Below are 23,347 nucleotides of genomic sequence, written 5' to 3'. Positions count from 1 at the left end.
CGTCATGGGCGCCCACATCACCGACTCCGTGCTCTACCGGCACCTGTGGGGCACCGACGAGGTGCACGCACTGCTGGACGACGAGGCGAAGATCCAACGCTGGCTCGACGTGCTGGCTGCGCTGGCCACGGCGCAGGCGGAGGTGGGGTTGGTCCCGGCCGACGCCGCCACCGCGATCACCGAGCACGCCGACGTGGGGTTGCTCGACCTGGCGGAGGTGGCCGCCGAGACCAGGGCCTGCGGCCACTCGACACTCGGCCTGATCCGCTGCCTGCGGCGAGTGCTGCCCGAGCACGCCAGGGAGTGGGTCTACTACGGTGCGACCGTCCAGGACCTGACCGACACCTGGACGTCCCTGGTCATGCGGGACGTGACGGACCTGGTCGTCACCGAGCTCGCGCGGCTGGAGTCGGCCGCCGTCGCGCTGGCCCGTCGCCACCGGGACACGGTCATGCCGGGGCGGACGCACGGGCAGCCCGGCCTGCCGATCACGTTCGGCTTCAAGGCGGCGGTGTGGGCGGCCGAGCTGCGGCGCCATCGCAGCCGGCTGGCGGAGGGACGGTCCCGCTGGGAGATGGTCCAGCTCGGCGGGGGACTGGGCACGATGGAGTTCTGGGGCGAGCGTGCCCTGCCCCTGTTGGAGGCGTTTGCGCGGCGGCTCGGACTGGGTGTGCCGGACATACCGTGGATCACCGCACGCGACTCGGTGGCGGAGTTCGCCGGTGTGCTGGCGTTGATCACCGCCACGGTCGGCAAGATCGGGCAGGAGATCTACCAGCTGCAGCGCCCGGAGATCGGTGAGGTGTCCGAGCCGTTCACGCCCGGCCAGGTCGGCAGCATCACGATGCCGCACAAGCGCAATCCCGAGCTGTCCGAGCACCTGGTCACGCTGGCCCGGTTGGTGCGCGCGGACGCCGCCGTGGCCGTGGAGGGCATGGTCAGCGAGCACGAGCGCGACGGACGGGCATGGAAAGCCGAGTGGGCGATCGTGCCGGAGATCTGCCTGTACACGCACGCCGCGGTGAGGCTGGCCGTCCGGCTGCTGGAAGGCCTGCAGGTTCACGCCGACCGGATGCGTGCCAACGTCGACGCCGCGAGCGGCTACTTGCAGTCCGAGCGGGTCATGCACGCACTGGCCGCGCACGTCGGCAAGCACGCCGCGCACGAGGCCGTCTACCGCGCGGCGATGGCCGGGCGTGAGCGCGGCATCGACCTGCGCACCGCTCTGCTCACCGACGCCACCGACGCCACCGTCGCCACCTACCTGAGCGCCGAGGAGATCGACCGCTGCCTGGATCCGACGGCCGCGCTGGGAGCGACGGGTCAGCTGATCGACCGGGTGGTGGGGCAGTGAACGGACTGGACGCGCTGCCCCGGGTGCCCCTGGCGACATTGCCGACGCCACTGCACCCGGCGCCGCGGCTGTCCGCCGAGCTCGGCGTTGACGTCTGGTTCAAACGGGACGACTTGACCGGACTCGGGCTCGGCGGCAACAAGGCGCGCGGCCTGGAGTTCCTGGTCGCCGACGCGATGGAACGTGGCTGCGACTGCATCGTGACCGGAGCGGGGGAGCAGTCGAACTGGGCGGCGCTGGCCGCGCTCGCTGCACGCCGGTGCGGTCTCGAACCACACCTGGTCTTCTACGGCACCCCCGGCCGGCCGGTGGGCAACCTGCTGCTCGACCGGTGGGCGGGCGCGACGATCCACTACACCCGTGACGCCGAACGCTCTTCGGTCGACAGGACCATCGACGAGCTGTGTGCCCGGCTGCGGCGGGCGGGACGGCGGCCGTATGCGATTCCTCGCGGCGGCGCCACTGCACTCGGCGCGGTCGGATACCTCCTTGCCGGGCTGGAACTCGACAGCCAGCTGCACGAGGCCGGGCTGAAGCCGGCGACGCTGTGGCTGGCGACCGGCTCCTGCGGCACCCAGGCCGGCTTGGTGGCCGCAGCCCGGTGGCTGGGCAGTGCGTACCGGGTGGTGGGGGTCAGCGTCAGCCGCCCCGTCCGGGAGTGCCTGCAGCGGGTGGCGCACCTGTCCGACGGCGCAGCGGATCTGGTTGCGATGCGCGGCGAGGCGGACGACGTGCACGTGCTCGACGGCTACATCGGCCCCGGCTACGGCAAGCCGTCGGATGCCGGTGACGAAGCCACCGCCCTGGTGGCACGCACCGAGGGAATCCTGCTCGACCCGGTGTTCGGCGCCAAGGCGATGGCCGCGCTGATCGCGCACGCTCGCTCGGACCGGCTGGAGGGGCCGGTGGTGTTCCTGGTCACCGGGGGATCGGCAACGCTGTTCGCCAGGAAGGGGCCGGTATGACGACCACTCCGGACGGCTACCTCGGGGCCGACACCAGGATCGCCGCCGGGCCTGCTCCGGAACTGGTCGAGGCCGGGTATCAGGCGGAACTCGCCGACGCGCCGTTGCTGCATCGCGGGCTCGGCCTGGCGGACCTGGCGCACGTGCTCGAGCTGCACGACGTCGGGGTCATCCCCCCCATCGGACATGGCGGAACTGCTGCGGGTCCTGCTGGAGTTCGTCCGCACCCCGGCCGACGCATTCCCCTACGACGCCGTCTACGGCGACGCCTACAACAGCCGCGAACGTGAACTGGAACGACGGTTGGGCAAAGTCGCCGGCTGGCTGCACACCGGCCGAACCAGGCGGGAAGCGGGCCGGATCGCCTTCCGGATGGCCGTGCGCGAACGGCTGGTGACCCTGCACGAAGCGGTGTCGGGTTTCGTGGCCGCGCTGCGTCGGCGTGCCGAGGACGAAGCGGCCACCGTGTGGGCCGACACGACGTACCTGCAACCGGCTCAGCCGTCCACCTTCGGGCACTACCTCGCCGGTTTCGCCGTCGAGGCCGCCCGCCACCTGGACCGGGTGGAGGCCGCGTACCGCTGGTTCGACTTCTGTCCCGCCGGTGTCGGCGGGGTGGCGGGCAGCCGCGTGCCGCTGGACCGGGACCGCCTGTGCAGAGCGCTGGGCTTCGCCGCGCCCGGACCGCACACGCGCGACGTGATGTGGGCGGTGGACGGCCTGGCCGATGCCGCACTGGCGGCCACCCAGGCGGCGACCACCGCCGACCGGCTCGCCGAAGACCTGGAGATCTTCACCAGTCCCGGCTTCGGGTACGTCGAACTGGACGCCTCGCTGTGCCGGGCGTCCGTGCTGCTGCCCCAGAAACGCAATCCGTACGCGCTGGCGGTGATCCGCTCCGGGGCGAACACGCTCATCGGACGCACAACCGGGCTGCTGGTCAACCAGCGCACGCCGTCGGCCCGCACGGACAACTGGCTGCGCTCCTCCGGCGAGCTGGCAGCCGTCGTCGAACTGGCACAGCAACTGGTGTCCCTGGCAGCGAGGGTGGTGGACACGCTTCGGGTGCGGCGAGCTGCGCTGTTCGAGGCGGCGGGAAGCCACTTCACCGGGGCAGCGGATCTCGCCGAATGGCTGGTGTTGCACCACCGGCTCGACTACCGCACCGCATACCGGCTTGTCGGCCGCGCCGTGGCGGCGGCAGTCGAAGCGGGACAGGACGCGCTGCAGCCCGCAGGCCTGGAGCAGGCCGCACAGACGCTCGGGCTCACGCTCGACCTGACTGACCAGGAGGTAGCCGCAGCCATGGACCCCGCGGGGAACGCACTCGGCAGGCACGCGCTCGGCGGCAGTGCCCCCGACCAAGTGCGTGCCGTCGCCGAGCGGCTGGCCTCCCGGCTGGAGGCCGGCGAGGGTTGGCGCCGGGCCGTGCGGGAGCGGACCGGACGGGCCGAGGAGGAGCTGGTGCGGCGCGCTACAACGCTGTCCAGCCCCCATCGATGGTCAACGCGTGCCCGGTGAGATAGCGCAGCCGAGGATCGGCCACCAGGGCGACGGCTTCGGCGATCTCGTCCGGCTGTGCCACGCGCCCCAGCGGAATCGCGTTCTCCACCCGCTGGCGCAGTTCGGGGACGTCCAGGCGCCACTGCGTCATCGGGGTCTGTACGAACCCCGGGCACACCGCGTTGGAACGGATGCCCATTGATGCGTAGTCGACCGCGATCGACTTGGCGAACATCAGCGCGGCGCCTTTCGAGGCGGTGTAGGCACACCGCTGCGGGAACGCCACCTGCCCGGCCACCGACGCGATCGTCACGATGTGGCCGGAGCCGCGCTCGATCATCGACGGCAGCACTGCCTTGGTGCACAGGAACGGCCCGCGCACGTTGACCGCGATCACCCGGTCCCACTCGTCGACCGGGGTGGTGTGACAGATCGTGGCCTCGGCCGAGCCGGAGATGCCCGCGTTGTTGACCAGCAGATCGACGCGGCCGAACTCGCCGAGGACGCCGTCGATCGCAGCGGTGACGGATTCCGGGTCGGACACGTCCGCGTAGACGGCGATCCCGCGGCCGGGGGCGACCTGGTTCACGATCTTCTCGGCTGCGCCGGCGTCGACGTCGAGCGCGGCAACGGTGTAGTCGTCGGCGGCGAGCCGACGGCAGATCGCTGCGCCGATGCCCGACCCGCCGCCGGTGACCACGGCCACGTGCGCGGTCACAGGTTCTCCAGCCTCTTCCGGCCGGCGCGCAACCGGGACAGCTGGATGAAGTGCTCGGGGTTGAGGAACAGCTCGTTCATCCAGCCCAGCTCGTCGATGGTCAGGCCCTCCGGGCGATGAATGAGGTAGTCGAGGTACTGGAAGGCGTCCTTGGCCCCGTAGCCGACGTGGTGGGCGCCCAGTACCTTGCGGGAGGCGCCGTCGACCACGAGCTTCTGGAAACCGGACAGCTCCGGCTTGCGGAACGCATACAGCATCGTGCCCTCGGCGCACGGCAGCGGCAGGTTCACGGTGTCCAGCTCCGCCACGGTGGGAGGCATCTGGATGATGATGACGTCGTCGTAGCGTTCCCGCGCCTCGGCCTCGCTCAGCCCCACCCACGTGACCTCGTACGTGGTGTGCAGGAAGTCGGGGAACTCCGAGTAGTCGAATTCGCAGTGCTCGCCCATGATGGTGCGGGCCGCGGTCACGCCGGACTTGCGGGCCTTGAACATCTCCATCGGCCCGTCGATCATGTCTCCCACCGCGTAGACCCCCGGCACGCTGGTGCGCATGCTCCGGTCCACCACCACGCGACCGGTGTCGGAGACCTCGATGCCCAGGACGTCCCGGGCGTGATCGACGGTCGGCCGTTCGCCGGTGGCCAGGAAGACGAAGTCGGTCTCCAGCTCGACCTCGCGCCCGGAGGCCAGCCGCACGGTCACCCCGCTGACGTGGCCGTCGTTCGAGCGGACCGCGACGGGCTGCGCGCCTTCCAGGGTGGTGATGCCGCGCTTGCGCATGCCGTCGACGACGTAGCGCCGCAGGTCTTCGTCCACGTGATGCAGGTTCTTGGTGCGCATCAGCGGTGACCGTGACACGATGGTCGTCGGGCAGCCGGTGGCCTGGAAGAACGAGCCGTACTCCATCGCCACCTTGCTGCCGCCGATGACCACGCAGCTGGTCGGTTCGTAGTCGATGTCCTCCACGAACGTGGCGAAGTCGTAGACGCCGTGCGCATCCAGGCCGGGAATGTCGGGTTTCGTGGGGCGCGCACCCATGGCCAGCACCAGGTTGCGGGCGGTGAAGCGCCGCCCGGCCGCCTCCACCGTGGTGCGGTCGACGATCGTCGCGCGCGCGTTGAGGACGTACTCGACCTCGAGCTGTTCCTTGGTCTGCCAGTTCATGAAGGCATGCGCGCTGCTGCGGCCGGCGCGGAAGACCTTGACCATCTCCAGGATGCTCGCCCTGGCGGGATCGAACGGCGGGAAGAACATCTCCCCGGAGAACCAGCGCATCCGGTCGAGCTCCTCGGCGGCTTCGGAGAACAGATGGTGCGGTACGCAGGCCTGGTGCGGACACGACCCGCCAAGGAACGGCCAGGCGTCGACGATCAACGGCCGACCGCCCATGGCCTTCAGATAGGCCGCGCCGAAGCGCCCGGCCGCGCCACCGCCGACGAAGATGGCGTCGTACACCGGATCGGCGTCGCCGTCGATGTTGAGTATCGGCTCGGACTTCTCGTCCGCAAGGCTGGCCTCGATGAGTTCGTTCCACGCGGCCAGGTTCAGCTTCGTGTTCCTGATGTCCACCACTGCCACCGCCCGAGTCGGTCCTGAACGTGATCCCGACACTAGGGCCGCGCGCGGGCGTTGGCTCCGGCCCAGCGGGGCAAGGGTCCGGGCGTCGGTTGGCCGCTCAGGACATGGTGACCGTGGCCGGCGGCAGCACGTCCCACGCGGGCAAGCAAGCGCCGCGAGTTCGCCCCGGCAAGCCGAATCGCCCCGGCTCGAACTGCGTCAAGGTTGACCCATGACTTCACGCACCGACACAGTGACCGAGCTTGTGACGAGGGCGCGCCGGGCCCAGGAGGCGATCGCCGGCTACACCCAGGAACAGGTCGACGACTTGTGCGCGGCCGTGGCATGGGCGGTGGCACGGCCCGATCGCGCGGAAGCACTGGCGAAGCTGGCGGTGGACGAGGGTGGCTTCGGGAACTACGCGGACAAGGTCACCAAGATCAACCGCCGGGTGCTGGGGGTGCTGTCGGACATCCGCGACGTCCGCACGGTCGGGGTGATCGAGGAAGACCACGAACGCGGGCTGACGAAGATCGCCAAGCCGGTGGGTGTGGTCGCCGCGCTGATCCCGACGACCGGACCGGACGCCACGCCACCGGTGAAGACGCTGTTCGCGTTGAAGGGATGCAACGCCATCATCGTCGCGCCGCATCCGCGCACGGCCGAGACGACCGCGACCGTCGTCAAGTACATGCGGGAAGCGTGCGAGCAGGTCGGTGCGCCCGCGGACCTCGTACAGGTGGTGGCCGAGCCGTCGCTGGAGGCGACGCAGGAACTGATGCGGCAGGCCGACCTGGTCGTGGCGACCGGAGGCGCAGGCATGGTCCGGGCCGCGTACAGTTCCGGCACCCCGGCCTACGGGGTCGGTGTCGGCAACGCGGTCCACGTGGTCGACGAGACGGCCGACCTCGACGACGCAGCCGACGCCATCGTCGCGGCGAAGACGTTCGACTGGGCCACGAGCTGCCTGGCCGACAACGCGATCGTGCTGCACGACGACGTGTACCAGCCGGTCGTGGACCGGTTGCTGGCGCGTGGCGGCTACCTGTGCTCGGCGGAGGAGAAGTCGGCTCTGCAACAGGCGATGTGGAAAGAAGGCAGCTCGGTGCCCCGGCCGGACGTCGTCGCCAAGTCCGCCTCGGTCATCGCCGAAAAGGCGGGATTCTCCGTGCCGGACGGAACGACGTTTCTGATGGTGCCCGAGGAAGGGGCCGGACCGGAGTACCCGTTCTCCGGGGAGAAGCTGTCGGTGGTGCTCGCGGTGTACCGCTACCGCGGCGGGATCGACGAGTCGATCCGGTTGGTGAACGACATCACCGGGTACCAGGGCCTGGGGCACACCTGCGGCATCCACTCCACCTCGGAGGAGAACGTGCGGCTGCTGGCCGAGCGCACGAAGACCGCACGCGTGATGGTCAATCAGAATCTCAACGAAGGCGCAGGCTCCCCGCGCAACGGGCTGCCGTTCACCCTCAGCCTCAGCTGCGGAACCTGGGGCGGCAACATCACCACGGAAAACGTCAACGCCCGGCACTTCGTGAACGTGACCTGGGTTTCCCGGCCCATTCCGCCGCGCACGATCGACGAAGAGGAGCTGTTCGCACGTCACTGGGCCCGCTACGGGCGGTGAGGCTGCGCGGCCGGGAGGACTGGCTGGGGGAGACCGCGGCAGCGTCTCGATCCGCCGGCCCCCGGGCGCGTTCGTCCTGCGCGCCCGCAGCGGCCGCGGTGTCGGCCGGTCACGACCGCAGGGCTCGCAGCGTCCGCCAGGCGCGGGTGGCCAGCTGCAGGTTGAACTGCGTGTCCGGATCGGTCAGGTCCAGCCCCGAGATCTCCCGGATGCGTTGCAGCCGGTACTTCAACGTGCTCCGGTGCACGCACAACGCCGTGGCAGCCCGGTCGTACGCACCGCCGCATTCCAGGTACTGGCTCAGGGTCTCGACCAGTTCGGAGTGCCGCTTGGCGTCGTAGTCGATCAGCGCGCCCAGCCAGCGCCGTACCAGCCGTTCCACCACGGCGGGATCCTCGACCTCCCCGAGCAGCTGGTAGACCCCGAGATCGTCGTAGCTGACCGCCTGGTCCGGGCCGCGCGCGCTGCGCTGGATCTTCAGCGCGATGGTGGCCTCCCGGTACGAGCGGGGGAACTCGCTCGGCCGGTCGCACCGGCCCCCGATGCCGATCCGGCACCGGCCGCCGCCGAGCTCGGTCAGCACCGTCTCCCGGAACGCTTCCCAGTCCACCTCCCGGTCGGCCAGCACCACCACGGTGTCACCACGGGTGACCAGCATCGACCCCACCGCGGAAGCACGCATGGCGCGGCGCACCGCGTGGAAGAACATGTCGGCGTCCTGCGTTCTGCCCCGGCCTTCCAGCACCAGCACCCAGTGCGGCCGTTCCAGGTCGTAGGAGAGGGCACTGGCGCGCGCCAGCGCGCTTTCCTCGTCGGTGCCGGCCAGAAGTTCCTCGACCAGGTCGCGCCGCAGCCGCAGCTCCGTCTCGGCCAGGCTGCGCAACCGCACCAGCTCCATGGCCAGCACGGTGCCCGCGTACTCCAGCGCCAGCAGTTCCTGGTCCCCTGCGGTGGCGCTGGGGTCGATCAGTGCGACGACTCCGATCACGTCCGGCCGCGGGCTGGCCACCGCGAGCATCCTGCCGCCGTCACGGATCGGCCGTCCTTCCCGCAGCGCGCGCCGGAGCAGCTGTTCGCGCCGTGCGGGCGGGTCCTTGGGGTAGGGGATCGGCCGATGCGGCCCGGCCCAGGACTGCAGGTTCCCGTAGCGGTCCTCGATCGCCACCGGGTAGCCGGTCAGTTCGTGCAGCGCCGCCGCGATGCCGTCCCTGCCTTCGTCGGCCAGGGACACCTGGGTGAAGCGTTCGTGGATGCGGGTGGTGCGTTTCAGCGCTTGCACGGTCGCCCCTAGGCTCTCGTTCGCTGCGCGCAGCTCGGCGGCGGTGGCCCGCTCCTTGGCGTGCGTTCGCGCGTTGACGAGCGCGGAGGCGGTCTGCTGGGCGAGCGCGTGCAAGACGAACTTCTCGTCTTCGGTGGGTATGTCCACCTTTTCGTCCGCGCTGACCAGATGGTAACCGACGAAGCTTCCGACGCTGCCCAACGGCAGTGCCCACGACCAGGCACGGCCGGGAAGACGCACCGGCCCGCCGTTGCGGCCGAGTGCCGCCAACTGGGTGGTGACCGCCTCCCGGGCTACCGGATCCGACAGGGCGGCCTGGACGGCTTTCCAGGTGCCTTCGATGAGGTAGGCGCCTTCGGCCCGGCAGCGTGCGACCGACGGCACCGAGCTGGCCGCCAGGCGCAGGATCTGCTCCTCGTCGCAGCTTTCGGTCATCAGCATCGACAGAATGAGCAGGCCGCGCATGTTGGCCAGCTGATGCCGCAGCGCCAGGTCCGACTCCGCTCGCTGGGCCGGAACGACCGCCGAGCTCACCGCCGCCCCGCCAGGAACTCGTCCGGGTCGATGTAGTACGGGTTGCTCAGCAACATGCCCCCGAGGATGACCTTCGGATGGGTCTTCAGCACGTCCATGAGCACCTCGCCAGAGAACCGCTCCAGGTCGTACAGGCACAGGATCGCTTGCGGGTAGCGGGGGAGGAACCGGTTCAGCTCGGCCTCGTAGGCGATGAGCTCGTCCACCCCCGGCTGGCCGCTGAGTGACCACGTCATCTCGCCGACGGCACGCGTGAAGGCATACCCCTGGGCACAGGCTCCGCCGATGGCCTCGTCCCAGAACTCGAGCATCGCTTCGGTGGAGAACGCACCACCGCGCAGATAGGTGTCGGCCGACCGCCGCACGTCGAGGGTGCGATCGGCGACCGAAGTCGTGATGTCGATGTCGGACGCCAATGCGGCCAGCACGGCTTCCGGTTCGGTGGTGTCGACGACGCACAGGCACTTGTCGCCGTTGAGCAGCCCCTGGCGCAGGTAGGGGATCAGGATCTCGTCGCGTTCCGCCAGCCCGCGGTAGAAGACGCAGAGATGGTCACCAGCGGTGACGTGCACGCCGGGCCCGTCGAGCACGGCAGCGTTCGTGTCGAGGCCCGGCATCGTCACCACTTCCCTCCAGGGGGCCCAGCATACGGCGGAAATGTGACGCAGGATACGTCGGACTGGGTCGAGGAACCCGGAGAACGTCGTCCTGCCAGGACGAACCGAGGGCACCCGGTGGCCTCCGGATGGCGCATTCGCCAGGTGGGCATGGCCGCGGTCCGGCACAAGTTGTCCGACGCCGGTACGAGTCGGAAGAATCGGACCCCGCGTCGGGGGTTACACCGACGAGTGATTCCATGGCGTCCGACTCGTGGCGGCAGGTACGAGTCAGGCGCCGGACGTGGAGCGGAGTTGAGCAGATGCAGACCCTTGAGCGAGTGAGTGCGGTGGTCGGCCGGTGGTTCGCGCTCATCGTCGTCGTGGCGGGCGGAGTGGCGTTGCTGGCCCCGGAGACGTTCGCCGCGGGCGCTCCCGCCGTTCCCTGGCTGCTCGCTGTGATCATGCTCGGCATGGGCATGACGCTGCGGGCCGGCGATTTCGTGGTCGTCGCGAAGCGGCCGTGGGCCCTGTTGCTCGGTGTTGCCGCGCAATACGTGGTGATGCCGCTGATCGGCTACGGGCTCGCCGTGGTGCTCGGCCTGTCGCCCGAGCTGGCGGCGGGCATGGTGCTGGTCGGTTCGGCTCCGGGCGGCACCGCGTCGAACGTGATGGTGTACCTGTCGCGCGGCGACACGGCCCTGTCCGTGGCGATGACGACCGTCTCCACGCTGCTCGCGCCGCTGCTGACTCCGCTGCTCGTCCTGCTGTTGGCCGACGAGTTCCTGCCGGTCGACGCGGGCGGGCTGTTCGTGTCGATCGTGCAGATCGTGATCGTGCCGATCGTGATCGGGCTGCTGTTGCGGGCGCTCGTCCCGTCGTTCGTCGACCGGATGCTGCCTGCGCTCCCGCTCGTGTCGGTCACCGGGATCACGATCGTGGTGATGATCGTGGTCGGCGGAAGCTCGGCGACGTTGCTGTCGGTGGGCCTGCTGGTGATCCTCGCCGTCGTTCTGCACAACGGGCTGGGGCTGCTGCTCGGCTACGGGATCGCGGCCGCCTGCCGGGTCAGCGTGCCCTCCAGGCGCGCCATCAGCATCGAGGTCGGCATGCAGAACTCCGGCCTCGCCGCCGCGCTGGCCACTGCTCACTTCAGCCCGGTCGCCGCGCTGCCGTCGGCGATCTTCTCCGTCTGGCACAACGTCTCCGGTTCGATCCTCGCTTCCTACTGGTCGCGTCGCGGGGGAGTGCCTGCGACGTCCGACGAAGACCGCGAGAATCCCGTCGCCGAGCCGGAGAGCTGAACACCCCTCCGGGCGTACATGGCCGTCTCACCCGGGGCGTGCCTCGGGCAGCACCCACGGCAGGCGGCATTGTCAGTTGCCTGACAGGCGACGCTCTGCACGACATCGAGCAACGGCATGCCGTACGTGGCACCTGGGGACCGTCTCGTCTGAGACTCCGGAACACCGGAGGCTCGGCGAAACCGGCAAAGTTCTCGAAGGATGCGAGGGTAGCGGGCGGTCGCCCGGCGGACCCGATCATCCACGGACAGCGTCGCTCCAGGCTGCATTGTCCCGTGAGGTGAGTGGTCGTGTCCGGAGAAGGACATGCGTACTCGTCGCTCGGCCGTAGAGCGCTCGCGCGTCAACGGGACGAGGCGCGGCGTTCGTCGGTGGGAGACGCCTGACTCGCGGGCTTGCAGCGCCTCGCATGGACGATGCCTCCTCATCTGCGGCCCGCTCCGGAAACATCCTCGCGCCTTCGACTGTCATTGGCCGCGAACGAGTCTCCGGCCGGGGGAGCTGGTTCCGGCCGCTTTCACACTGACCGTCACGTCGTGTCGGCTCAGTTGCGGTCCGCTCCACCTTCGGCGGCAAGCCACGGACGTAAGGCACAGGCAGCATAGGCACCTTCACATCAGTCGGATCCGATCAGTTTAGTATTGCATCCAACTTAGGAAGACTGCATACTTCCGCCATGTTCACTGCTCCGCCTGACCGCCTGAGCCGCCCAGCCCTGACCGGATCGTTCGGAATGGCCGCGTCGACCAACTGGGTCGCTTCCGCCGTGGCGCAAAGCGTGCTGGAACGCGGCGGGAACGCGTTCGATGCCGTCGTTGCCGCAGGATTCGTGATGCACGTCGTGGAACCGCACCTGAACGGGCCTGGCGGAGACCTTGTCGCGCTGGTGACTCCAGCCGGCGGAGACACCATGGTGGTCAACGGGCAAGGTCCCGCGCCGCAGGGCGCCGACATCGCGCACTACCGGTCGCTCGGGCTGGAGTTCGTCCCCGGAGCCGGAGCGCTCGCCAGTGCCGTACCTGGCGCGGTGGAGGCCTGGCTGGTGATCTTGCGCGAACTCGGCACGTGGGAGCTGCGTGATGTTCTGTCGTACGTCCTGCACTACGCCGAGGTGGGGCATCCGCTGCTGCCGAACGCGGCCAGTACCATCGCGTCCGTCGCCGATCTCTTCCGCGACCACTGGCCGACGTCCGCCAAGCTGTGGCTGGTCGACGGTCAGGCGCCCGCTCCGGGGACACTGCACAAGAACCCGCAGTACGCCCGTACGTTGCGCCGCCTGCTTGCAGCCGCCGACACCGGCGCGACCCGGGAAGCTCGTATCGAGGCCGCGCTGCGCGAATGGAAGACCGGATTCGTCGCCTCCGCCGCCGCGAAAGCGGCCCAGACCCGGCACCGTCATGCTGACGGCAACGACTACGCGGGGGTGCTGTCGGTCGACGACTTCGCCGAGTTCACCGTGAAACTGGAGGAACCGGTACGGCTGACGTTCCGGGGCACCACGGTGGCCAAGGCGGGGTTCTGGTCACAAGGTCCGGTTCTGCTCCAGACGCTGGCCATCCTCGACCATTTCGACGATGCCGACCTCGATCCGTCGACCGAGCGCGGCGTGCACACCATCGCCGAGGCCCTCAAACTCGCGATGGCCGACCGCGATGCCTACTACGGGGACGCTCGCGACGACCACGGAGTCTTGCGGACCCTGCTTTCGCCGGAATACGCCAAACAGCGTGCCGCGCTGATCACGTCTCGCGCGTCGACGGAATGGCGGCCGGGAACAATTCCCGGCACCTCCCCGTACTTCCCGCCGCTGCGCACCAAAGCAGAGGTGGACGCCGCGGTGACCAATGCGTCCGCGATTGGCGAACCGACCGTCCGCCCGACCGGGGAAACCCGTGGTGACACCGTGCACATCGATGTGATCGACCGGCACGGCAATGTCGTGTCCGCGACCCCGTCGGGCGGTTGGCTGCAGTCCAATCCCACGATCGACGAACTCGGCTTCTGCCTGGGCACCCGCCTGCAGATGACCTGGCTCGACCCGGCGAGCCCGTCCGCGCTCCGTCCCGGCCGCCTGCCCAGGACGACGCTGAGTCCGACGATCCTGGAACGCGGCTCCGTCGCGGTGTCGGCGCTCGGCTCGCCCGGCGGAGACCAGCAGGACCAGTGGCAACTGCTGTATCTGCTGCGCACGTTGGTCGGCGGCTACAGCCCGCAGCAGGCGATCGAGTCGCCGATGTTCCACACCACCGCCGTCGCACAGTCGTTCTGGCCCCGGGAATGGACCCCGGGCGGACTGGTCGTGGAAGCGACTCTCGGCGCGGACGTCATCGAAGGCCTGCGCCGCCGGGGACACGCCGTCACCGTGTCCAATCCCGGCAACCTCGGCAGGTTGTCCGCCGTCGACCGGGACCCGGTCTCCGGCCAGATGCGCGCGGGTGCCAACCCGCGTGGTGCACAGGGATACGCGGTGGGGCGGTAGCCCCCGCCGTCCCGGTGCCGAAAGCCCCAGTTCGTACCGCACGTCTGACGAAGTTCACCGCTCACCCGGCACGAGGAGGCAGCACCATGAAACCGCACGGGAGCTTACGGCGCGTGCGCCGACGATTATCTGCGGCTCTTGCCGCGCTGACCGTCTTCGCCGGCTTGGCCGCCTGCGGGGTGTCCAGCGGCGCGGATTCCTCCGGTCGGCCCGATGAGCTGCATGTTCTGGTCGAGGCGATGCAGCCGGTGTTCGGCCAATGGCAGGGCGGGGTGTCCACGCAAGGCGTGCTCCTGCTGGTCAACGAACCCTTGATCCGCTACGACGGGGAAGGCTTCCAGCCGAACGTGGCCGAGTCGTTCGAACAGGTCACGCCCACCAAGTTCGTCTTCACCCTGCGCGACGGCGTGCGATTCAGCGACGGGAGCGAGCTGACCGCCGAGGACGTGAAGTTCACGTTCCAGCAGGCGATGCGCGACGACCACATGAGCACCACGCACATCGTCATGAAAACCATCAAGTCGGTCGCCGTCTCCGGCAACACCCTCACCGTCGAGCTCGCGAGGCCCCACTCGCTGTTTCTCTACACGGTCGCCCGGACCGGCATCGTCAGCAAAGCGTTCTACGACAAGCACGGGGACAAAGTGGGCACCCCGGACGTGGGGCAGCTGGGCACCGGTCCGTACCAGCTGATCAAGTTCGAGCCCAACAAGACGATGACGATCGGGCGCAACCCGCACTACTGGGGTGACGAGGCGGCGTTCTCGTCGATCACCTTCACCATCGTGTCGGACGATTCGGCACGGCTGCTGGCGCTGCACTCCGGAGAGGCCAACGCGATCTTCGAAATCCCCACCGGCCAGATCAAAGCGGTGCGGACCGTCGAGGACTTCACGTTCACCACGATCGACGGCACGTCACTGATCATGCTGATGATGGACGTGACGAAGCCGCCGTTCGACGATCCGGACGTGCGCGCCGCAGTCCGGCACGCCATCAACCGTCAAGGCCTGGTCGACTCCGCGCTGGCAGGCAACGGGCAGGTGGCCCGCACCCTGGTGTCGGTGTCCACGCTCGAACGCGTCGCGAGCAAGCAAGCGATCGAGAACACCCTTGGCAAGTTCGACAAGGCGAACGCGTTCGATCCCGACCTGGCGAAACGACTGCTGCGCAAGGCCGGGAAGCCGAATGGGTTCAGTGTGACGCTCCCTGTCGAGTCCGCCGACGCGGACGCCAGTCTTGTGGCGCAAGCGCTGGCGCAGGATCTCAAACGGGTAGGAATCGACGTCCGGCTCGAGCAGAAGGGTGACGACTACGTCGACGTCATCCTGCGCGGCAAGCACGAAGGCCTCCTGCTGTTCCAGTTCTCCAGCAACGCGCCCGACCCGGTCATGCCGATGGACTACTTCGTCCCGGCGAAGTCGCACCTCAACCTGACACGTCAGAACACCCCGGCCGCCGATGCGGCGGTGGCCCGCAGCCACGCCATCCCGGTCGGCGACCCGAAGCGTGGGGAAGCGCTCCTGTCCGGGCTGGCGGCTTACCACGCCGTGGGCGCGTCGCTGCCGCTGGCGATTCCCGACATGACGTTCGGCCTGAAGAAGCCAATGACGATCAACGGATTCACCAACTACTGGTGGATGCAGCGCTGGGATCTGCTGGTGGGGGTGAACCGATGACCACCGCCGAAGCCCCGGTAGCCGCCCGCAAACGCCCAGGCATCCCAGCAGGCTTGCTGCGCTACGTGCTGCTGCGGATCTCCGCATCGATCGTGGTCATGCTCGTGGTGAGTTTCGTGGTGTTCCTGTTCGTCCATGCCGCTCCGGGCGGACCGGAATACGCCATCGCCGGCAAGCTGGCGACCGAGGAACAACTGGCGAACATCCGGCAGATCTACGGCTTCGACCGGCCGCTGCTCGACCAGTACTGGACGTATCTCGGCCAGCTGTTGCAAGGCGAGCTCGGTGAGTCGGTGATCCAGCGCAGGCCCGTGGCCGCCCTGCTCGGCGAGGCGGCTGCAGTCACGGTGCCGCTGCTGGTGTTCACCTGGGTCATCGCGCTGGTGGCCGGTGTGGCGATCGGAGTCGTCACGGCCCACCGGGCGGGGTCCCGTGTCGACCGGTTCGCGCTGGGCATGACGACGCTCGCGGCAAGCACTCCGGCGTTCGTCCTCGGCACGGTGGTCGCGTGGTTCTTCGGTATCGAGCTCGGCTGGTTCCCGGCGCTGGGGATCGGCGACGGGGGCCTCGACACCGTCGCCCACCTCGTCCTGCCCGCGACCACCATGGCAATTGCCGTGCTGGCCATCACCACCAGGATCAGCCGGGTCCGGATCGGGCAGATTCTCGCCGAGGACCAGGCGCTGTTCGCCCGCGCCAGGGGCCTCGGACGCTGGTGGACGCTGCGCAACGTCGTGCTGCGGAACGCGGGTGTCCAGCTGATAACGCTGTCCGGCACCATCGTGGTCAGCCTGTTCACCGGGTTGATCCTGGTCGAGCGCGTGTTCAATCTGCCGGGCATCGGCAGCCTCATGGTGGAAGCCATCCACGACCAGGACATGCCCGTCATCCAAGGCGTGACGCTCTGCGCGGCGTCGCTCGTCGTGGTGGTCAATCTCGTCGTCGACCTGCTCTGCATGCTGGTCGATCCCCGTCTTCGCCTTCGATTGGAGTCCGCACGATGACCGCGGTGCCACACTCCACGCTCACGTCCAGCCGTTCTCGCGCGGCCCGCCTCCCGGTGCCGCGGATCCCGGTCCTGACCACGCTGGCCGGGCTCTTCCTGCTCGCCGTCGCGGCCTGCGCGATCTTCCCGGGCCTGGCTCCGGTGGACCCCGGCGCCATCGACGCCGCCGCCAGCCTGCAAGGGCCGAGCGGCGAGCACTTGCTCGGCACCGACCAGCTCGGCCGCGACATGTTCTCGCGGATCATCGCCGGAGCCCGGACGTCGCTGCTCGGCCCGCTCCTGCTGGCCGTCGGCGTCACCGTCGTCGGCACGCTGCTGGCCGTTGCGGCGGGCTATTTCGGTGGCCGCATCGACGCCGTGATCAGCCGAATGGTGGACCTGCTGTACTCGGTGCCCGCCCTGCTGGTGGCGATCGTGGTCGCCGGGGTCACCGGTGGAGGATTCGGCATCACGTTGGCGGTCCTGATCGTCTTCGGTCTTCCGCTGCACGTGCGCAACCTGCGCGCCGCCGTCATGGAGCGCGCGCATCTGCCGTACATGGAGGCCGCGGTCACGCTCGGCCTGCCCACATGGCGAGTCGTCCTGACGCACCTGGTACCGACCATCGTGCCGAACATGGTCGCCACGTTCTTCCTGGTCTTCACCTACGGCGTGGTGGAGTTCTCGTCGCTGTCGTTTCTCGGCCTCGGCTCCCCGCCCGGGGCGCCCGACTGGGGCCGGATGGTCTCGGACAACCGGGCGACGATCTTCACCAACGTGTGGCCCGCCGTCGTTCCCGCGGTGGCGATCGTCCTGCTCGCCGTCTCGACCAACCTGATCGGCGAATACCTGCAGCGCAAGCACGACCAGGCGAGGAGACAACGATGAACCCGACCATCGCCGCCGGCCGGCAGGCCGGTCTGGCCACGGACTCACTCAGCGTCTGGCTCGAGCAGGGCCGGGCCCGCAGGCCGATCGTGGAGTCGATCAGCCTGCGAGTCGCACCCGGGGAGTCGATTGCGATCGTCGGCGAGTCCGGTAGCGGCAAGTCCGTCACCGCCCGCGCGCTTCTTGGCCTGTTGCCGCCCGAGCTGACCAGCGAGGGCGACGTGAAGGTCGCCGGCACGTCGTTCTTGCGGCTCAGCGAGGCGGCGCGGCGACGGTTGCGGGGCAACGAGATCGCCTTCATCATGCAGGACCCGTTCACCATGCTGAATCCGGTGATGAAGGTCGGTGACCAGGTCACCGCGGCACTGCGGGGCGCAGACGGGCGCAAGCTGTCCAGGGCGGAGCGGCGAGCCGAGGCCGTGGCCAGGCTGAACGAGGTCGGCATCACCGATCCGGCCGTGGTCGACAAGTACCCGTTTCAGCTGTCCGGCGGGATGCGGCAGCGGGTGGGGATCGCCGCCGCGATCGCGGAGAACCCGCGGGTGCTGATCGCCGACGAGCCCACCACCGCCCTGGATGTCACCACACAGCAGGAAGTACTGAAGCTGCTCGACCGGCTGCGCAGGACCCACGAGCTGGGTCTGATCCTGATCACCCATGATCTCCGTGTCGCGTTTGCCACCTGCGACCGCGTCTACGTGATGTATGCGGGACAGATCGTGGAAGCGGGGCAGACGGACGCCATCCGCGCCCGGCCGCGACATCCGTACACGGCGGCGTTGCTGGCCGCCGAACCGCCGCTGGATCATCGGGTGCCGCGGCTGATGACGATTCCCGGCTCCGTCCCGTCGCCCGGCAGCCGGCCGGACGGGTGCCGTTTTGCCCCGCGCTGCCCCTACGCGGTAGCCGCCTGCACCAGTTCGCCGGTGTCACTGCGCACCACTGATGAGTCCGGGACCCATCGGGTTCGGTGCGATCGTGCCGATGAGATCACCCTGGTCACCGACGACATGACCGGCCGTCCCGCTGCCGGTGCGGAGACGGTCCAGCCGGGCGACCTCCTCGTCAAGATGCGTGGCGTCCGCAAGAATTTCCAGGACAAAGTCGCGGTCGACGGTGTCGACGTCGACGTGTACGCCGGGGAAAGCGTCGGGTTGGTAGGGGAGTCCGGCTCGGGCAAGACGACGCTGGCTCGCATGATGGTCGGGCTGACCCGGCCCAGTGCGGGAAGTGTCCGGGTGGGCGGCGTGGAGCTGGCCGCGAAGCGGGTGTCCAGGCAGCAATGGGCGATGGTGCGCGGGCTGGTCCAGATGGCGTTCCAGGACCCGATGTCGACGCTGAACCCCACCAGGACGATCGGATCCACGCTCCGTGAAGGCCTGCGCCTGGCCGGGGCGGACGATCTCGAGACGGCCACCTCCGAGCTGCTGGAACGGGTCGGACTGCCTGCCGGATATGCCCGCCGCTGGCCGGGGCAGTTGTCCGGTGGGGAGCGCCAGCGGGTGGCCATCGCTCGCGCACTGAGCCGCAACCCACGCATCGTGGTGTGCGACGAGGTCGTCTCCGCCCTCGACGTCTCCGTCCAGGCGCACATCCTGAACCTGCTTCGCGAGCTACAGGCCGACCTCGGGCTGACCTACGTGTTCATCACCCACGACCTCGCCGTCGTCCGGCAGATCACCGACCGAGTGTACGTGCTCAACCACGGCAAGGTGGTCGAGTCCGGCCCGACACCGGACGTCCTCGACCGGCCCCAGCACGACTACACCAAGCGGCTGATCGCCTCGATTCCGCGCGTCGAGCAGTAGCGCCTGGGCGGACACCGTGCCACGACCGGCAAGACGGCATCACTTCACCAATATGGGATGCAATACGTGATAAACTGGATTCATTCGTCCGGAAGGAGAAGGTCGACGCGATGAGCTTCAGCACCGTCAAGGTGGCGGAGACCGCAAACGGGCCGATCGCCTACCACGAGCTCGGCTCGGGCGAGGTCCTGCTGATGCATCACGGCGGGGAGTCCCATCGTGGCCAGTACGCCGGCTTGGCCCCGCTGCTCGGCGAGGGCATTCGCGCCATCTCGTACGACCAGCGGGACGTGGGCGACAGCTTCCGCTGCACCGAGCCCTACGAAATCGGCGACATCGCCGACGACAGCGTGGCCCTGCTGGACGCCCTTGGGATAGAGCGAGCCCACATCATGGGGTTCTCATTCGGTGGTGCGGTGTCGCTGCACGTCGCGATCCGCCACCCCGACCGCGTGCAGAGCCTGATCTGCGGAGCGGCCCCCGCGAGCTTCCGGAACGTCAACGAGTTCACCAAGGCCGCTCTGGCCCGTCCGCCCGAGGAGCGCTTCGACATCATGGTCCAGGCCATCCTCAGCCCCGCCGGCCAGTCCGACCCGGCGCAGCTGGAGCGGTTGCGCACGATGATGGCCGGGCAGGTCAGCGACCCCGATTCGTACCGGATCCAGTCGCTGCGGGCGCACGACCTGGACGAGGAGCTACGGACCATCAAGGCGCCGACGCTGCTCATCTACGGTGCCGACGACCCGCTGGTCAGGCCCGAGGACGGACGGTTCATCGCGGAACGAATCCCCAACGCCACCTTCGTCTGCCTGCCCGACGCGCGGCACGGCCTGAGTTCGGAGTTCAAGGAACCCGTCGCCCGGCTCGTCCGGGAACACGTGCTGGCGAATCGCACCGATTCGTGACCGCTGTTCACCTCACCACAGGATCGGATCACTCATGAAAGTTCTGGTAACCGGGGCCGGTGTGGCCGGCCTGTCCGCCACCATCACCCTGCAGCGCCGCGGCCACACGGTCACCTTGATCGAACAGGCACCTGCCGTCCGGACGACCGGCTCGCCGATCGACGTGCGCGGCGATGCCCTGGACATGGTCCGGGAAATGGGCATCTACCACGAGATCCGAGCTGCCGAGATCAGCATGACCGTCGGCACGGAGTACGTCGACGACGAAGGAAAACGCATTGCGGGCTTCTCCACCAGGTACGCCAACGACCGGCCAGACGACATCGAGATCCCCCGGCCGAAGTTGATGCCGATCCTGGCCGGAGCACTCGAGGAGAACACCGATGTGCGGTTCTCCACCACGGTCACCGAGCTGTCCGACAACGGCGACTCGGTCCACGTCGTGCTGAGTGACGGGACCGAGGACGACTACGACCTGGTCGTGGGCGCCGACGGCATTCACTCGCGGACCCGCGCGCTGGTGTTCGGCCCGGAAGAAGACTATGTCAACTTCCTCGGGGTCTACGTCGTCCTGGCGCCGGTCGGCCCACCCGCGCCTGCCGGCACGCCTGGGCAGATGCACTTGGCGCCCGGCCGGATGCTCAGCTTGCTGCAGACGCCGAGCGAGGAGATCGTGGCCGGGTACTTCCGGTCGCCGAAGCTCGACATCGACTACCGCGATCAGGCAGCTGTCCACGAAGTCCTGCGCAGCGTCTACCGGGACGACGTGTGGCGGATCCAGGAGCTCGTCGCGCGTATGGGCGAAAGCGATGGCCTGTACTTCGACGAATGCGGTCAGACCAAGATGCCGGCGTGGTCCAAGGGCCGGGTGGTACTGGTCGGTGACGCGGCCCACTGTGCCTCACCGCTGTCCGGGCGTGGCACATCGCTTGCCATCAGCGGCAGCTACTTCCTCGCCGAGGCACTGGAAAAGCACCCGAACGACCATGCGGCCGCTTTCGCCGAGTACGAGAAGCGCCAGCGCCCCTACGTGGACCGTGCGCAAGCCGGCGTCGAGGGGTCGATCGACCGCAACGTGCCCGCGACCGCCGAGGCCATCGCGGCGTACCTGCAGGAAGTGCGCGAACTCGAAGCCAGCAGGCTGTGACCAGACGACAAGGAGAAATCATGAACTCGACACCGCAGGGGTTTTCCACCGACCCGGGAAACGAACTGATCTTCGCCAACGAGCACGTGCGGGTGTGGGCGATGACGCTGCAGCCAGGTGAAGCGATCTTCTACCACTCGCACCAGTACGACCACCTGATCCTGTGGCCACAGCCGGGCCGCGCCGCGTCGATGGAGTTCGACGAGGAAGAAGAGTTCAGCCATGTCCAGAACGCCGAGGCGGGCTACGCGTTCTTCAAGACCGTCGGCCGGCATGGTGGCCTCAAACCGCACCGGCTGAAGAACCTCGAGGACCACCCGGTCACCCACTACATCATCGAACTGGTGCGGGAGTCGGCGACCGAGGAACCGGGCAAACCACAGTCCAACGGCCGCGGGCTGTCCGGTCGCGACCACGACATCATCGACCCGAACGACTTCGTCGAGCCCAAGGAGAAGCGCGTCACGTATGCCTGGGGCTGACCAGCTGCAGCGCAACGACGCCCGTCGCGCCGCGCAGGAACGTGTCCGGGACCGCCTGGCGGTGCTGCTGGCGGTGAACAGCGGAGCGACGGACGCCATCGGATTCCTGGCGCTCGGCGGAGCGTTCGCCAGCGTGATGACCGGGAACATGGTGATCACCGGCGTCGGCGCGGCGACGGCCGACGGGAGCCTGATCGTGCTGGCGGTCAGCGCGATCATCAGTTTCGTCGTCGGGTGCGCCCTCGGCGCACGGCTGGCGGGCTTGCCGCAATCCGGTGATCCGGTGTGGCCGGCCGCCGTCACCCGTGCGCTGGCGGTGCAGACCGTGCTGACCGTGATGCTCTCGGTCGTCTGGTGGGTCACCGGGCCCGAGCGTGGCGAAACAGTGCGCTTGATCCTGCTTGGCGGGCATGCTGTGGCGCTGGGCCTGCAGAGCAGCACCGTGCAGCGCTTCGGCGCCAGGGGCTTGTCGACGACCTACCTGACCGGCACGCTCACCGGACTCGTCGTCCGGCTGGCGACGGGAGGGGGTGTCCGCAGCGTCGGGCGCAACGCCGCGTTGTTGCTCGGGCTGATCGGCGGAGCCGCACTCGGCGCGGTGCTCACCGCGAAGGCATGGGCGCTGGCACCGCTGACGCAACTGGTGCCCCTGGTGCTGGTCCTCGCGCTGGGCGTGGTACTGCCGTCTGGCAGTAGACGTTTCGGGCGGACCACCCCAAGCTGATCACGCGAGTGGATGCATAATCCTCCCGTTACATACCAACAGCCGGGGTGAGGATTCCATCGCGAGGAGTGCGTATCCCATATGGACGACATCGAGGGTTCTGAGTCGATCAGCGACCGGGTGGCCGAGGAGCTGCAGCGCCGGATCCTCAACGGCGTCATTCCGGTCGGGTCGTGGTTGCGGCACAACTCGATCGCGGAGGAGTTCGGGGTGAGCCGAACCCCGGTCCGGGAAGCACTCCGAGTCCTGCACGCCCGGGGCATCGTCACGATCGTCAAGAACCGGGGTGCCCGGGTGAACGGGCACTCCGGCCGGGACGTGCGCGAGCTGGGAGAGGTCCGAGCGGCCATCGAAGGGCTGGCGGCCGAGCTGGCCGTGCACCGGATCAACGACGCCCAGGTGCTGCAGATGCAGCGCGCGCTCGACGATTTCGCCGACGCCATCGAGCGGTACACCGGCAGCCCCGAGCTGTCGGAGTCGGACGAGGCGAACGAGCGCTGGGCGAAGGCCAACAGCGACTTCCACGGCGCGATCGTGGCCGGGTCGGGCAACCGGCAGCTGATGCTCAGCCTGGAAGACATCGGCCGCAGGCTCCCGCTCAATTCGAGCTACCCGGCGTACAAGGGCAACACGCGGTTGCTGAAGCAGAACCTGCAGGAGCATCAACGAATCGCCGAAGCGATCCTGGCGCATGATGCCGAAGCGGCGCGGCGGGCGATGGTCGACCACATCAAGTCGGCCAGCGAGTCGCTGGCGCGCTACGTCGAGGAGCACGAGCGGCGGGCATGAACCGGGGCGTCCCGAACGT

General features: G+C 68.8%; 19 protein-coding genes. 15 read left to right on the top strand and 4 right to left on the bottom strand.

Annotated features, from left to right (window positions below):
* The first annotated feature begins 4 nt into the window (after positions 1-4).
* The 3 genes from xcbD (at position 5) to YWY_RS19395 (ending at position 3,840) form a co-directional block, all read left to right on the top strand.
* Entirely contained in the window at positions 5-1,354 is a 1,350-nt protein-coding gene (xcbD, locus tag YWY_RS0100310; protein WP_028845991.1) for a 3-sulfopropionylcysteine synthase XcbD, read from the top strand.
* Positions 1,351-2,319, top strand: coding sequence for a 1-aminocyclopropane-1-carboxylate deaminase/D-cysteine desulfhydrase (locus YWY_RS0100305; protein ID WP_028845990.1), 969 nt, complete (start codon positions 1,351-1,353; stop codon positions 2,317-2,319). The genes xcbD and YWY_RS0100305 overlap by 4 nt, the downstream gene beginning before the upstream one ends.
* 186 nt (positions 2,320-2,505) lie before the next feature.
* A complete protein-coding gene (locus YWY_RS19395) occupies positions 2,506-3,840 on the top strand; it encodes a lyase family protein (RefSeq protein ID WP_211227449.1) in 1,335 nt (444 codons plus the stop codon).
* Here YWY_RS19395 and YWY_RS0100295 read toward each other — a convergent pair.
* Together YWY_RS0100295 and YWY_RS0100290 are read right to left on the bottom strand one after the other, a co-directional pair.
* Positions 3,794-4,540, bottom strand: coding sequence for an SDR family NAD(P)-dependent oxidoreductase (locus YWY_RS0100295; protein ID WP_028845989.1), 747 nt, complete (start codon positions 4,538-4,540; stop codon positions 3,794-3,796). The two genes, YWY_RS19395 and YWY_RS0100295, sit on opposite strands and share 47 nt — an antisense overlap.
* Positions 4,537-6,111, bottom strand: a complete 1,575-nt coding sequence (locus YWY_RS0100290) for an FAD-dependent oxidoreductase (protein WP_028845988.1) — start codon at positions 6,109-6,111, stop codon at positions 4,537-4,539. Before YWY_RS0100290 ends, YWY_RS0100295 begins: the two co-directional genes overlap by 4 nt.
* A 220-nt stretch (positions 6,112-6,331) precedes the next feature.
* Between YWY_RS0100290 and YWY_RS0100285 the strand changes: the two genes are divergently transcribed.
* Positions 6,332-7,729: an aldehyde dehydrogenase family protein gene (locus tag YWY_RS0100285; protein WP_028845987.1), complete on the top strand. Its 1,398-nt coding sequence runs from the start codon at positions 6,332-6,334 to the stop codon at positions 7,727-7,729.
* Between the two features lie 109 nt (positions 7,730-7,838).
* Here YWY_RS0100285 and YWY_RS0100280 read toward each other — a convergent pair whose 3' ends face one another.
* Both YWY_RS0100280 and YWY_RS0100275 read right to left on the bottom strand, forming a co-directional pair.
* Positions 7,839-9,542 carry a PucR family transcriptional regulator gene (locus YWY_RS0100280; RefSeq protein ID WP_028845986.1) on the bottom strand — a complete coding sequence of 568 codons (1,704 nt, stop codon included), beginning with the start codon at positions 9,540-9,542 and terminating at the stop codon, positions 7,839-7,841.
* Positions 9,539-10,159: an MEDS domain-containing protein gene (locus YWY_RS0100275; protein ID WP_028845985.1), complete on the bottom strand. Its 621-nt coding sequence runs from the start codon at positions 10,157-10,159 to the stop codon at positions 9,539-9,541. The genes YWY_RS0100280 and YWY_RS0100275 overlap by 4 nt, the downstream gene beginning before the upstream one ends.
* A 320-nt stretch (positions 10,160-10,479) precedes the next feature.
* On the opposite strand from YWY_RS0100275, the gene YWY_RS0100270 reads away from it, so the two are divergent.
* The 11 genes from YWY_RS0100270 (at position 10,480) to YWY_RS0100220 (ending at position 23,328) form a co-directional block, all read left to right on the top strand.
* Positions 10,480-11,442 carry a bile acid:sodium symporter family protein gene (locus YWY_RS0100270; protein WP_342665079.1) on the top strand — a complete coding sequence of 321 codons (963 nt, stop codon included), beginning with the start codon at positions 10,480-10,482 and terminating at the stop codon, positions 11,440-11,442.
* A 676-nt stretch (positions 11,443-12,118) separates the two neighbouring features.
* Positions 12,119-13,921, top strand: a complete 1,803-nt coding sequence (locus YWY_RS0100265; RefSeq protein ID WP_028845983.1) for a gamma-glutamyltransferase family protein — start codon at positions 12,119-12,121, stop codon at positions 13,919-13,921.
* Between the two features lie 86 nt (positions 13,922-14,007).
* On the top strand, positions 14,008-15,600 hold the full coding sequence (locus YWY_RS0100260; RefSeq protein WP_084608737.1) for an ABC transporter substrate-binding protein: 1,593 nt from the start codon (positions 14,008-14,010) through the stop codon (positions 15,598-15,600).
* Entirely contained in the window at positions 15,597-16,604 is a 1,008-nt protein-coding gene (locus YWY_RS0100255; protein WP_028845981.1) for an ABC transporter permease, read from the top strand. The genes YWY_RS0100260 and YWY_RS0100255 overlap by 4 nt, the downstream gene beginning before the upstream one ends.
* Complete coding sequence (locus YWY_RS0100250; RefSeq protein ID WP_051309386.1) at positions 16,601-17,473, top strand: ABC transporter permease; 873 nt, start codon at positions 16,601-16,603, stop codon at positions 17,471-17,473. The genes YWY_RS0100255 and YWY_RS0100250 overlap by 4 nt, the downstream gene beginning before the upstream one ends.
* Positions 17,470-19,281: a dipeptide ABC transporter ATP-binding protein gene (locus tag YWY_RS0100245; RefSeq protein ID WP_028845979.1), complete on the top strand. Its 1,812-nt coding sequence runs from the start codon at positions 17,470-17,472 to the stop codon at positions 19,279-19,281. Before YWY_RS0100250 ends, YWY_RS0100245 begins: the two co-directional genes overlap by 4 nt.
* 110 nt (positions 19,282-19,391) lie before the next feature.
* The gene (locus YWY_RS0100240) at positions 19,392-20,186 is read left to right on the top strand and encodes an alpha/beta fold hydrolase (protein ID WP_051309383.1); all 795 of its coding nucleotides are present in this window, start codon (positions 19,392-19,394) and stop codon (positions 20,184-20,186) included.
* 34 nt (positions 20,187-20,220) lie between these two features.
* On the top strand, positions 20,221-21,333 hold the full coding sequence (locus tag YWY_RS0100235; RefSeq protein WP_028845977.1) for an FAD-dependent monooxygenase: 1,113 nt from the start codon (positions 20,221-20,223) through the stop codon (positions 21,331-21,333).
* A 20-nt stretch (positions 21,334-21,353) separates the two neighbouring features.
* Complete coding sequence (locus YWY_RS19390; protein WP_051309379.1) at positions 21,354-21,815, top strand: hypothetical protein; 462 nt, start codon at positions 21,354-21,356, stop codon at positions 21,813-21,815.
* Complete coding sequence (locus YWY_RS19385; RefSeq protein WP_051309377.1) at positions 21,802-22,539, top strand: DUF1275 family protein; 738 nt, start codon at positions 21,802-21,804, stop codon at positions 22,537-22,539. Before YWY_RS19390 ends, YWY_RS19385 begins: the two co-directional genes overlap by 14 nt.
* Before the next feature lie 81 nt (positions 22,540-22,620).
* Positions 22,621-23,328, top strand: a complete 708-nt coding sequence (locus tag YWY_RS0100220) for a GntR family transcriptional regulator (RefSeq protein WP_028845976.1) — start codon at positions 22,621-22,623, stop codon at positions 23,326-23,328.
* Positions 23,329-23,347 lie beyond the last annotated feature (19 nt).

The organism is Thermocrispum agreste DSM 44070, assembly GCF_000427905.1.
In the GTDB taxonomy this organism is placed as follows: Bacteria; Actinomycetota; Actinomycetes; order Mycobacteriales; family Pseudonocardiaceae; genus Thermocrispum; species Thermocrispum agreste.
Note: the sequence above shows the minus strand (reverse complement) of the source record. Positions and strands in the feature narration are given on the sequence as shown.

Bases quoted from the DNA above. Each gene is read 5' to 3' on its own strand.
- YWY_RS0100260 (WP_084608737.1), top strand. From the start codon at position 14,008: ATGAAACCGCACGGGAGCTTACGGCGCGTGCGCCGACGATTATCTGCG.
- xcbD (WP_028845991.1), top strand. From the start codon at position 5: ATGGGCGCCCACATCACCGACTCCGTGCTCTACCGGCACCTGTGGGGC.
- YWY_RS0100245 (WP_028845979.1), top strand. From the start codon at position 17,470: ATGAACCCGACCATCGCCGCCGGCCGGCAGGCCGGTCTGGCCACGGAC.
- YWY_RS19390 (WP_051309379.1), top strand. From the start codon at position 21,354: ATGAACTCGACACCGCAGGGGTTTTCCACCGACCCGGGAAACGAACTG.
- YWY_RS0100250 (WP_051309386.1), top strand. From the start codon at position 16,601: ATGACCGCGGTGCCACACTCCACGCTCACGTCCAGCCGTTCTCGCGCG.
- YWY_RS19395 (WP_211227449.1), top strand. From the start codon at position 2,506: ATGGCGGAACTGCTGCGGGTCCTGCTGGAGTTCGTCCGCACCCCGGCC.
- YWY_RS0100285 (WP_028845987.1), top strand. From the start codon at position 6,332: ATGACTTCACGCACCGACACAGTGACCGAGCTTGTGACGAGGGCGCGC.
- YWY_RS0100265 (WP_028845983.1), top strand. From the start codon at position 12,119: ATGTTCACTGCTCCGCCTGACCGCCTGAGCCGCCCAGCCCTGACCGGA.
- YWY_RS0100255 (WP_028845981.1), top strand. From the start codon at position 15,597: ATGACCACCGCCGAAGCCCCGGTAGCCGCCCGCAAACGCCCAGGCATC.
- YWY_RS0100220 (WP_028845976.1), top strand. From the start codon at position 22,621: ATGGACGACATCGAGGGTTCTGAGTCGATCAGCGACCGGGTGGCCGAG.
- YWY_RS19385 (WP_051309377.1), top strand. From the start codon at position 21,802: ATGCCTGGGGCTGACCAGCTGCAGCGCAACGACGCCCGTCGCGCCGCG.
- YWY_RS0100240 (WP_051309383.1), top strand. From the start codon at position 19,392: ATGAGCTTCAGCACCGTCAAGGTGGCGGAGACCGCAAACGGGCCGATC.
- YWY_RS0100235 (WP_028845977.1), top strand. From the start codon at position 20,221: ATGAAAGTTCTGGTAACCGGGGCCGGTGTGGCCGGCCTGTCCGCCACC.
- YWY_RS0100275 (WP_028845985.1), bottom strand. From the start codon at position 10,159: ATGCCGGGCCTCGACACGAACGCTGCCGTGCTCGACGGGCCCGGCGTG.